The 11,726-nt window shown below is 36.2% G+C and carries 9 protein-coding genes and 1 tRNA gene; all 10 read left to right on the top strand.

What is annotated here, in order from left to right; all coding sequences use genetic code 11:
• Positions 1-45 precede the first annotated feature (45 nt).
• The 10 genes from AC1QSP_RS08075 to AC1QSP_RS08030 all read left to right on the top strand — a co-directional run bounded on the left by AC1QSP_RS08075 (position 46) and on the right by AC1QSP_RS08030 (position 11,673).
• Positions 46-116: transfer RNA gene (locus AC1QSP_RS08075), tRNA-Trp, on the top strand.
• A gap of 16 nt (positions 117-132) precedes the next feature.
• A complete protein-coding gene (gene secE, locus AC1QSP_RS08070) occupies positions 133-321 on the top strand; it encodes a preprotein translocase subunit SecE (protein ID WP_484078266.1) in 189 nt (62 codons plus the stop codon).
• A 38-nt stretch (positions 322-359) separates the two neighbouring features.
• Positions 360-908 carry a transcription termination/antitermination protein NusG gene (gene nusG, locus AC1QSP_RS08065; protein ID WP_322971796.1) on the top strand — a complete coding sequence of 183 codons (549 nt, stop codon included), beginning with the start codon at positions 360-362 and terminating at the stop codon, positions 906-908.
• A 79-nt stretch (positions 909-987) separates the two neighbouring features.
• Positions 988-1,428 (top strand): 50S ribosomal protein L11, encoded by a 441-nt coding sequence (rplK, locus tag AC1QSP_RS08060; protein ID WP_322971797.1) that lies wholly within the window; start codon positions 988-990, stop codon positions 1,426-1,428.
• Between the two features lie 18 nt (positions 1,429-1,446).
• Complete coding sequence (gene rplA, locus AC1QSP_RS08055) at positions 1,447-2,142, top strand: 50S ribosomal protein L1 (protein ID WP_322971798.1); 696 nt, start codon at positions 1,447-1,449, stop codon at positions 2,140-2,142.
• A gap of 18 nt (positions 2,143-2,160) precedes the next feature.
• Positions 2,161-2,682 (top strand): 50S ribosomal protein L10, encoded by a 522-nt coding sequence (gene rplJ, locus AC1QSP_RS08050; protein WP_484080396.1) that lies wholly within the window; start codon positions 2,161-2,163, stop codon positions 2,680-2,682.
• A 49-nt stretch (positions 2,683-2,731) separates the two neighbouring features.
• Complete coding sequence (gene rplL, locus AC1QSP_RS08045) at positions 2,732-3,100, top strand: 50S ribosomal protein L7/L12 (protein ID WP_484078265.1); 369 nt, start codon at positions 2,732-2,734, stop codon at positions 3,098-3,100.
• A gap of 101 nt (positions 3,101-3,201) precedes the next feature.
• Complete coding sequence (gene rpoB, locus AC1QSP_RS08040) at positions 3,202-7,044, top strand: DNA-directed RNA polymerase subunit beta (protein ID WP_484078264.1); 3,843 nt, start codon at positions 3,202-3,204, stop codon at positions 7,042-7,044.
• 61 nt (positions 7,045-7,105) lie between these two features.
• Complete coding sequence (gene rpoC, locus AC1QSP_RS08035) at positions 7,106-11,383, top strand: DNA-directed RNA polymerase subunit beta' (RefSeq protein WP_484078263.1); 4,278 nt, start codon at positions 7,106-7,108, stop codon at positions 11,381-11,383.
• On the top strand, positions 11,383-11,673 hold the full coding sequence (locus AC1QSP_RS08030; protein ID WP_322971803.1) for a DUF3467 domain-containing protein: 291 nt from the start codon (positions 11,383-11,385) through the stop codon (positions 11,671-11,673). Before rpoC ends, AC1QSP_RS08030 begins: the two co-directional genes overlap by 1 nt.
• The last annotated feature ends 53 nt before the right edge of the window (positions 11,674-11,726 follow it).

The following is an 11,726-nucleotide window of genomic DNA, read 5'->3' as shown; positions in this document are numbered from 1 at the left end:
TCAGAAGACGTGGTAGTCTTCAAAGACTACCACTCTTTTTATTCTACGGGCATAGTTCAATGGTAGAATAGCGGTCTCCAAAACCGTTGATCAGGGTTCGAATCCTTGTGCCCGTGCTAATTTCACAACGATATGAAAATCGTAAATTACATTAAAGAATCTTTTATCGAGTTTAAAGATAATGTGACATGGCCAACATTCTCTAAGCTACAACAAGATACTATAATTGTTACAATAGCTACAGCTTTGTTAGCTATATTTTTGTATGCGGTAGATTCATCTTTTGCTTCAGTGCTTAATGTAATTTACAGCATATTTTAATTGTTTATACAAATTTCCCGTTCAGTAATTAAAGAATCATGAGTGATAAAAAATGGTATGTAATCAAAACTGTAGCTGGTCAAGAGTTAAAAGTTAAAGATTATATTGAAAGAGAAATTCAGTACCAAAATTTGAATGATTATATAGGACAAATTGTTGTTCCTATGGAAAAAGTGATTCAAACTAGAAACGGTAAAAAATATCAAAAGGAGAAAGTACACTTTCCTGGATATGTAATGATTGAAGCAGCTCTTCAAGGGGAGGTGCCTCACGTGATTAAGAATATCTCTGGAGTTATTAGTTTCTTAAGTGCAACTAAAGGTGGTGATCCTGTGCCGATGCGTCAATCAGAAGTAAACCGTATGTTAGGTATTGCGGATGAATTAGCCGTTAATGTAGATAATACTTACATGGCTCAATACGCTATCGGAGAAACTGTTAAAGTTATCGATGGTGCTTTCAATGGTTTCAATGGTACTGTTGAAAAAATTATTGAAGACAAACGTAAATTAGAGGTAATGGTTTTAATCTTCGGACGTAAAACACCTTTAGAGTTAAACTTCAATCAAGTAGAGAAAATCGCTTAATCACGATTTCCTCACAAATTATTAAAGTAGAATAAATTTAGGCTGCTTCCACATAACGCTTAATTTTAAGATAAAAAAAATGGCAAAAAAAATTGAAAAAGTTGTAAAACTTCAAGTTAAAGGAGGGCAAGCAAACCCTTCGCCACCAGTAGGACCTGCTTTAGGTGCTGCCGGAGTTAACATTATGGAGTTTTGTAAACAATTTAATGGACGTACACAAGATAAACAAGGTCAAGTATTACCTGTTGTTATTACTGTGTTCCAAGATAAATCATTTGATTTCGTAATCAAAACTCCTCCAGCTGCTGTTCAGTTAATGGAAGCTGCGAAATTAAAAAAGGCTTCAGGTGTTCCTAACCGTCAAAAAGTTGGTACTGTCACTTGGGATCAAGTTAAAGCTATTGCTGAAGATAAATTAGCAGATATGAACTGTTTTACAGTTGAGTCTGCAATGAAAATGATTGCTGGAACTGCACGTTCTATGGGGATAACTGTAAAAGGTGGTCAAGCTCCAGAATAATTTTAAAATAATTTAGACATGGCAAAGTTGACAAAAAGACAAAAAGAAGCGCAAGCTAAAGTAGATAAAAACAAATTATACTCAATCGAAGAAGCATCTTCATTAGTAAAAGAAGTTAACTACGCAAAGTTTGACGCATCAGTAGATATCGCTGTTCGTTTAGGAGTAGATCCTAAGAAAGCAAATCAAATGGTACGTGGTGTAGTTTCTTTACCTCACGGAACAGGAAAAGATACTAAAGTTTTAGCTTTAGTTACTCCAGATAAAGAAGCAGAAGCAAAAGCTGCAGGTGCTGATTATGTTGGATTAGACGAGTACTTACAAAAAATCAAAGAAGGTTGGACAGATGTTGACGTTATCGTTACTATGCCAGCTGTAATGGGTAAATTAGGACCATTAGGACGTATCTTAGGACCACGTGGTTTAATGCCTAACCCTAAATCTGGTACAGTTACTTTAGAAGTTGGTAAAGCAGTTGCTGAAGTAAAAGCAGGTAAAATTGATTTTAAAGTAGACCGTTACGGAATCATCCACGCAGGTATTGGTAAAGTATCTTTCGATGCTGATAAAATTAAAGATAACGCGAACGAATTAGTTCAAACTTTAATTAAATTAAAACCAACTGCTGCAAAAGGTACTTACGTAAAAAGCATCACGCTTTCTACTACTCAATCAGTAGGTGTTCCAGTTGATCCAAAAAGTGTAAACGCTTAATATTAGTAGACTATGGCAATGACAAAACAAGATAAAGCAGCAATGATCGAAGAATTACAAGGTGTATTAAATTCTTCAAAAATCATTTATTTAGCAGATATCGAAGGTTTAAACGCTGTTAATTCTACTGAATTAAGAAGAGCTTGCTTCAAAAGCAATGTTTCTTTACGCGTTGTAAAAAACACTTTATTAAAGAAAGCTATGGAGCGTGTAGAAGATAAAAACTTCGAAGAGCTTTATGGATCTTTAAAAGGGAATACTGCAATCATGACTGCTGAAGTAGGAAACGCTCCTGCTAAAGTAATCGATACTTTTAGAAAAAAGGCTGAGAAGCCAATCTTAAAAGGTGCATGGATTGAAGATAATGTATATGTTGGTGATGATAAATTACCTCAATTAGTAGCATTAAAATCTCGTGAAGAATTAATCGCAGATATTATTATGTTACTTCAGTCTCCAATCAAGACAGTTGTTTCTCAATTAGAGAACAAAGAAAATGCATCTACTGCTGAAGCTACAGAAGAAACAGCAGCTGAATAAGACGCACTCATATTATAAATAAAGTTGTAAAACAAAAAAAAACAAAACAATGGCAGATTTAAAAAAATTAGCTGAAGAGTTAGTAAACTTAACAGTTTTAGAAGTTAACGAATTATCTACAATCTTAAAAGACGAGTACGGAATCGAGCCTGCTGCTGCTGCAGTAGTTGTTGCTGCTGGTGGAGCTGGAGAAGCTGCTGAAGAGCAATCAGAATTCGACGTAATCTTAAAAGATGCTGGTGCATCTAAATTAGGTGTAGTTAAATTAGTTAAAGAATTAACTGGAAAAGGATTAAAAGAAGCTAAAGATTTAGTTGATTCTACTCCAGCAGTAGTTAAAGAAGCAGTTTCTAAAGATGAAGCTGAAGCTTTAAAGAAACAGCTTGAAGAAGCTGGTGCAGTAGTTGAATTAAAGTAATTTTACTTCCAACAAGATATAGGTTAGGGCCTTCACAGCTAGTGAAAGGTCTTAACCTTTTTACGCATAAAGTCATTTTATAAACCAAAATTCATTCGAAATTGGCCACTAAAGCAACAACAAACAACTCGACTGAGAACAAGCAAAGATTGAGTTTTTCATCTGCTAAAGCAGTAGCTCAGTTCCCTGATTTCCTTGACATTCAGATTAAATCTTTCGAAGATTTTTTCCAATTGGAAACAAGACCTGACCAACGCTCTAACGAAGGTCTTTATAGAACATTTGCTGAGAATTTCCCAATTACGGATACTCGAAATCAGTTTGTTTTAGAATTTTTGGACTACTTCGTAGATCCACCTCGTTACACAATCGATGAGTGTATTGAAAGAGGATTAACTTACAGCGTGCCGTTAAAAGCGCGTCTAAAACTATACTGTACAGACGAAGAACACGAAGATTTCGAAACTGTTGTACAAGACGTATATTTAGGAACTATTCCTTATATGTCTCCTTCAGGTTCGTTTATCATCAATGGTGCTGAACGTGTTATTGTATCTCAATTACACCGTTCTCCTGGTGTATTCTTCGGTCAATCTTTCCACGCAAACGGTACGAAATTATATTCTTCTCGTATTATTCCTTTTAAAGGTTCTTGGATTGAATTTGCAACTGACATCAATAGCGTAATGTACGCCTATATCGATCGTAAGAAAAAGTTACCTCTTACGACTTTATTACGTGCAATTGGTTACGAAAGAGATAAGGATATCTTAGAGATTTTCGACTTAGCTGAAGAAGTAAAAGTCAACAAAGCAAACTTAAAGAAAGCAATCGGACGTAAGTTAGCAGCTCGTGTTTTAAATACATGGCATGAAGATTTCGTAGATGAAGATACTGGTGAAGTAGTATCTATTGAGCGTAATGAGATTATTTTAGATCGTGAGACAATCATCGAAAAAGATCACATTGATCAAATCGTAGATTCTCAGGTTAAAACAATCTTATTACACAAGGAGGATATTAATTCTGCAGATTATAGTATTATCCACAATACTTTACAGAAAGACCCTACTAATACTGAAAAAGAAGCAGTAGAGTATATCTATAGACAATTACGTAACGCTGAGCCACCAGATGAGGAAACAGCACGTGGAATCATTGAGAAATTATTCTTCTCTGATCAACGTTACTCATTAGGTGAGGTAGGTCGTTATCGATTAAATAAAAAATTAGGTTTAAATATTTCGGAAGATATCCAAGTATTAACGAAAGAAGATATTATCTCTATCATTAAATACTTGATCGAATTAATCAACTCTAAAGCAGAGGTGGATGATATCGACCACTTATCAAACCGTCGTGTTCGTACAGTTGGTGAGCAAATGGCTTCTCAATTTGGTGTTGGTTTAGCTCGTATGGCTAGAACAATCCGCGAAAGAATGAATGTTCGTGACAATGAAGTGTTTACGCCAATTGATTTGATCAATGCTAAAACATTATCATCTGTTATCAACTCTTTCTTTGGTACAAACCAGTTATCTCAGTTCATGGACCAAACAAACCCATTATCTGAGATTACACACAAACGTCGTTTATCGGCATTAGGACCAGGTGGTTTATCTCGTGAGAGAGCTGGATTCGAGGTACGTGACGTTCACCATACACACTATGGTCGTTTATGTCCAATCGAAACACCAGAGGGGCCAAACATTGGTTTAATTTCGTCTTTATGTGTATTTGCTAAAGTAAATAACTTAGGTTTCATTGAAACACCTTACCATACAGTAGAAAATGGAGTTGTAGACTTAGAGTCTGAACCAATCTATTTATCAGCTGAGGAAGAAGAAGGAAAAGTTATTGCTCAAGCGAATGTTAATATCGGTGATAATGGAGAAATCTTAACTGAGCGTGTTACTGCTCGTGAAGACAGTGATTACCCAGTAGTTGAGCCAAACGATGTACATTTAATGGACGTAGCTCCAAATCAGATTGCTTCGATTTCTGCTTCATTAATTCCATTCTTAGAGCACGATGATGCCAACCGTGCGTTAATGGGATCTAACATGATGCGTCAGGCTGTTCCATTATTACAACCTCAAGCTCCAATTGTTGGTACAGGATTAGAAAAGCAAGTAGCTAAAGATTCTCGTATCTTAAATAATGCAGAGCGTGATGGTATCGTAACTTATGTAGATGCAAACAAGATTGTAGTTAAATATGATCGTTCGGAAGATGAAGAATTAGTAAGTTTTGATATTGCTGAAAAAACTTATAATTTAACGAAGTTCCGTAAAACGAATCAAGGTACTACTATTACATTAAAACCAATCGTTAAAGTTGGTGATCGTGTAGTAAAAGGTCAAGTTTTATCTGAAGGTTATGCGACAGAAAACGGAGAATTAGCAATTGGTCGTAACATGGTTGTTGCCTTCATGCCTTGGCAAGGGTACAACTTCGAGGATGCCATTGTAATCTCTGAAAAAGCAGTTCGTGAAGACTGGTTTACTTCTATCCACATTGATGAGTATTCATTAGATGTACGTGATACAAAATTAGGAATGGAGGAATTAACTTCTGATATCCCTAACGTTTCTGAAGAAGCTACGAAAGACTTGGATGAAAACGGTATGATCCGTATCGGTGCTGAAGTTAAACCTGGTGATATTTTAATTGGTAAGATTACTCCAAAAGGAGAATCAGATCCAACTCCAGAGGAAAAATTATTACGTGCGATCTTTGGTGACAAAGCTGGCGATGTAAAAGATGCTTCATTAAAAGCTTCTCCATCATTACGTGGTGTTGTTATCGATAAAAAATTATTCTCACGTAGTATCAAAGATAAACGTAAGCGTTCTCAAGATAAGGCAATCATTGACAGCATCGAAGCTGAATACGATGTTAAGTTCAATGAATTAAGAGAAGTTTTATTAGAAAAACTTTATGTATTATTAAACGGTAAAACATCTCAAGGTGTTTATAACGACTTAAATGAAGAAGTAATCAAAAAAGGCGTTAAATACACTCAAAAAATCTTATCTAGCGTTGAGGAATTCTTAAACTTAACAGGTGTTGAAACTATGTGGACAACTGATGAGGATAAGAATGAATTAGTAAAAGAATTATTACACAACTATAAAATTAAGTACAACGACTTACAAGGTGCATTAAACCGTGAGCGTTTCACAATTTCTGTTGGGGATGAATTACCTGCAGGTATCGTTAAATTAGCGAAAATCTATATTGCTAAGAAACGTAAATTAAGAGTAGGGGATAAAATGGCCGGACGTCACGGTAACAAAGGTATTGTTGCTCGTATCGTTCGTGACGAAGATATGCCTTTCTTAGAAGACGGAACTCCTGTAAATATCGTACTTAACCCATTAGGGGTACCTTCTCGTATGAATATCGGTCAGATTTATGAAACGGTATTAGGTTGGGCAGGTATGAAGTTAGGTCGTAAGTTCGCAACACCAATTTTCGATGGTGCTACAGCTGAACAAATTGACGAATTAACGGAAGAAGCTGGATTACCACGTTTCGGTACAACGTACTTATACGATGGTAATACAGGTGAGCGTTTTGCTCAAAAAGCAACTGTTGGTGTAATTTACATGTTGAAATTAGGACACATGGTAGATGATAAAATGCACGCGCGTTCTATCGGACCATACTCTTTAATTACTCAGCAACCATTAGGAGGTAAAGCACAATTCGGAGGTCAGCGTTTCGGAGAGATGGAGGTTTGGGCATTAGAAGCATTCGGTGCTGCTAATATCTTACGTGAAATCTTAACGGTTAAATCGGATGACGTTATCGGACGTGCTAAAACTTACGAAGCAATCGTAAAAGGAGAACCAATGCCAGAACCTGGTATTCCAGAATCATTTAACGTATTGTTACATGAGTTACAAGGTCTTGGATTAGACATAAACTTGGAAGAATAATAGGGTAACCTATTATTCTCCATTTTCGTTACTATAATATAATTGTTAGATACATTTCTATATGTCAACAAAAAACAAAACAAGTCAATTCTCAAAAATTCGTATTGGGTTAGCTTCTCCAGAATCGATTCTTCAAGAATCTAAAGGTGAAGTTTTAAAACCTGAGACGATTAACTATAGAACGCACAAACCAGAGCGTGACGGGTTATTCTGTGAGCGTATCTTTGGACCTGTTAAAGATTACGAATGTGCCTGCGGAAAATATAAAAGAATCCGTTATAAAGGTATTGTTTGTGACCGTTGTGGGGTTGAAGTTACTGAAAAGAAAGTTCGTCGTGAGCGTATTGGACACATCAATTTAGTTGTTCCAATTGCACACATTTGGTATTTCCGTTCACTTCCTAATAAAATTGGTTACATCTTAGGATTACCATCTAAGAAATTAGACATGGTAATTTACTATGAAAGATATGTTGTAATCCAACCAGGTATTGCTAAAGGGCCAGAAGGTGAAGAATTAAATAAACTAGATTTCTTATCTGAAGAAGAGTACTTAGATATTTTAGAAACTCTTCCGATTGAAAATCAATATTTAGAAGATACAGATCCTAACAAGTTCGTAGCGAAAATGGGAGCTGAAGCTTTAGAAGATTTATTATCTCGAGTTAATCTTGATGAATTATCTTATGAGCTTAGACACAAAGCACACCACGAGACTTCTAAACAACGTCGTACTGAAGCGTTAAAACGTTTACAAGTTGTTGAGTCGTTACGTGAATCAAATATGCACCACGTAAACCGTCCTGAATGGATGGTAATGCGCGTTATTCCGGTTATTCCACCAGAATTACGTCCATTAGTTCCATTAGATGGTGGTCGTTTTGCAACATCAGATTTAAATGATTTATACCGTCGTGTTATTATCCGTAACAATCGTTTAAAACGATTAATGGAAATCAAAGCGCCAGAGGTAATCTTACGTAATGAAAAACGTATGTTACAAGAGGCCGTTGATTCATTATTTGATAATACACGTAAAGCATCTGCTGTTAAAGCCGATGGTAACCGTCCGTTAAAATCATTATCTGACTCATTAAAAGGTAAGCAAGGTCGTTTCCGTCAAAACTTATTAGGGAAACGTGTAGATTATTCTGCTCGTTCTGTAATTGTTGTTGGACCGACTTTAAAATTACACGAATGTGGTTTACCTAAAGATATGGCTGCTGAATTGTACAAACCATTCGTTGTTCGTAAATTAATCGAGCGTGGAATCGTTAAGACAGTTAAGTCAGCTAAGAAAATTATCGATAGAAAAGAGCCAGTTGTTTGGGATATTTTAGAAAATGTAATTAAAGGACACCCAGTTTTATTAAACCGTGCCCCTACGTTACACCGTTTAGGTATCCAAGCATTCCAACCGAAATTAATCGAAGGTAAAGCGATTCGTTTACACCCATTAGTGTGTACTGCCTTCAATGCCGATTTCGATGGTGACCAGATGGCCGTTCACTTACCATTAGGACCAGAGGCTATTTTAGAAGCACAATTATTAATGTTAGCTTCTCAAAATATCTTAAATCCTGCAAATGGTTCTCCTATTACTGTCCCTTCTCAGGATATGGTACTTGGTCTTTACTACATGACAAAGATCCGTTACTCAACTGACGAAGTTAAAGTAAAAGGTGAAGGATTAACATTCTATTCTGACGAAGAGGTACAAATCGCTTACAATGAAAAGGCTGTAGATTTAAATGCACCGATTAAAGTTAAGACGACTATTCGTAAAGGAGATGAATTAATCGAAAATCAAATTATAGAAACTTCTGTAGGACGTGTGTTATTTAACCAAATCGTACCTAAACAAGTAGGTTTTGTTAATGAGGTATTAACGAAAAAATCGTTACGTACGATTATCAATAATATTATTAAGATTACAGATTTCCCTACAACGGCAAACTTCTTAGACGATATGAAATCGTTAGGATACCGTAATGCCTTTGAAGGTGGTTTATCATTCTCATTAGGAGATATCTTAATCCCTGAACAAAAGAAAGACCTTATCTCTAATGCCATCTCTCAAGTAGAGAACATTAAGATGAACTATAATATGGGTCTTATTACAAATAACGAACGTTACAACCAGGTAATTGATGTTTGGACAACAACAAACGCAACTTTAACTGAAATTGTAATGAAACGTATGACAGAAGACCAACAAGGATTTAACTCTGTATTCATGATGCTTGATTCTGGAGCTCGTGGTTCGAAAGAGCAGATCCGTCAGTTATCTGGTATGCGTGGATTAATGGCGAAACCTCAGAAAGCTGGTTCTTCAGGAGGGGACATCATTGAAAACCCGATTATCTCAAACTTCCGTGAGGGATTATCGATCTTAGAGTACTTTATTTCTTCGCACGGGGCGCGTAAAGGTCTTGCCGATACAGCCTTAAAAACAGCCGATGCCGGGTACTTAACTCGTCGTTTAGTTGACGTTGCACAAGACGTTATTGTCATGTCTGAAAACTGTGGTACTTTAAGAGGATTAGAAGTAACAGCACTTAAGAAAAAAGAAGAAATTATCGAAAGAATTTCTGATCGTATCTTAGGACGTACTTCTTTAAATGACGTTTACAACCCAGATAATGGTGAGTTAATCGTTGCATCAGGAAGCATGATTACAGAAGAAATTGCAGAAGCAATTGAAAATGCTGGTATCGAAGCAGTTGATGTACGTTCTCCATTAACTTGTGAGGCTAAAACTGGTATTTGTGCGAAATGTTACGGACGTAATTTAGCAACTGGTAAATTAGTTCAACGTGGTGAATCTGTTGGTGTAGTTGCTGCACAATCAATTGGTGAGCCAGGTACACAGTTAACATTACGTACGTTCCACGTTGGTGGTACTGCCGGAAACGTTTCTGAGCAAAACTCATTATTAGCGAAAGTAGATGGTATCTTAGAGTTTGATGATTTACGTACAGTTAAGTCTGAAACAGAAGAAGGTAACATCGTAGATATTGTTGTTTCTCGTTCAACAGAAATGAAATTAATTGATGATGCAGGTAATGTACGTCAAACAACTAATATCGCTTACGGTACAATCTTATTAGTTGAAAACGGAGCAAGAGTTCAAAAAGGTCAAGAGATCGGTAACTGGGACCCTTATAATGGGGTAATTGTTGCTGAGTCAACTGGACGTATTGAATACGAACAATTAGAGCAAGGGGTTACTTTCCAAATTGAAATCGATGAGCAAACTGGTTTCCAAGAAAAAGTAATTTCTGAATCTCGTAATAAAAAGTTAGTTCCTGCGTTACGTGTTATAACATCTGATGGAGAGGAGAAAACATACAATTTACCAGTAGGTGCCCACTTAATGGTTAACGATGGTGATAAAATTAAAGCTGGTAAAGTTTTAGTTAAGATCCCACGTAAGTCTGCTAAGACAGGGGATATTACCGGAGGTTTACCTCGTATCACAGAGTTATTAGAAGCTCGTAATCCATCAAATCCAGCTGTAGTTTGTGAGATGGATGGTGTTGTAACATTTGGTAAAATTAAACGTGGTAACCGTGAGATCATCGTTGAATCTAAAAATGGTGAAATCCGTCGTTACTTAGTAAAATTATCAGCTCAGATTTTAGTTCAAGAAAATGACTTTATCCGTGCGGGTGAGCCATTATCTGATGGAGCTATTACACCAGAAGATATCTTAAAGATCAAAGGACCTACTGCAGTTCAAGAATACTTAGTAAACGAAATTCAAGATGTATACCGTTTACAAGGGGTAAAAATTGATGACAAACACTTCGAAATTATCGTACGTCAAATGTTACGTAAAGTTCGAATTGTTGACTCAGGAGATTCTCGTTTCTTAGAAGATAGTTTAGAGCATAAAGACGACTTCATGGCAGAAAACGATCGTTTATTTGGTATGAAGGTAGTTGAAGATGCTGGTGATTCTGACGTATTAAAACCAGGACAAATCATCACTGCACGTGAGTTACGTGATGAAAACTCTAAGTTAAAACGTGAAGATAAAAACTTAGTAACAGCGCGTGAAGCTATGCCAGCAACAGCTGAAGCAGTTTTACAAGGTATTACAAGAGCATCGTTACAGACGAAATCATTCATGTCTGCTGCATCGTTCCAGGAAACAACTAAGGTTTTAAATGAAGCTGCAGTTGCTGGTAAAGTAGATAGTTTAAATGGATTGAAAGAGAATGTAATTGTTGGTCACTTAATTCCAGCTGGTACAGGTCTTAAAGAATACCAAAACATTATCGTAGGATCTAATCGTGAATACGAAGAATTAATAAACGCAAAACAAGAATTATAATGTCAGAAAATCAACAAAACGAAGGATTAAACATTGAGTTAAACGAATTAGTAGCTCAAGGAGTTTATGCAACAGGAGCAATCATCAACCACTCACCATCTGAGTTCGTTGTAGATTTCGTACAATTTATGCCAGGTGCTAGACCAAGCGTAAAATCTCGTATCATTTTATCTCCTTTACAAGCAAAACAATTAGCTTCTTCTTTAGCTGAAAACGTAGCTACTTTCGAGAAAAATTTTGGTGAGATTAAACAACCTCAACAAAACGGAACTGCAAACTACGAAGCTTAATATTAGCTTTAAATAAAATTTGAAACCGCTGGATTTATCCAGCGGTTTTTTTT

The organism is Faecalibacter sp., from assembly GCF_057177045.1.
The sequence above is the reverse complement of the archived record's forward strand: the minus strand, read 5'-3'. Positions and strand labels throughout refer to the sequence as shown.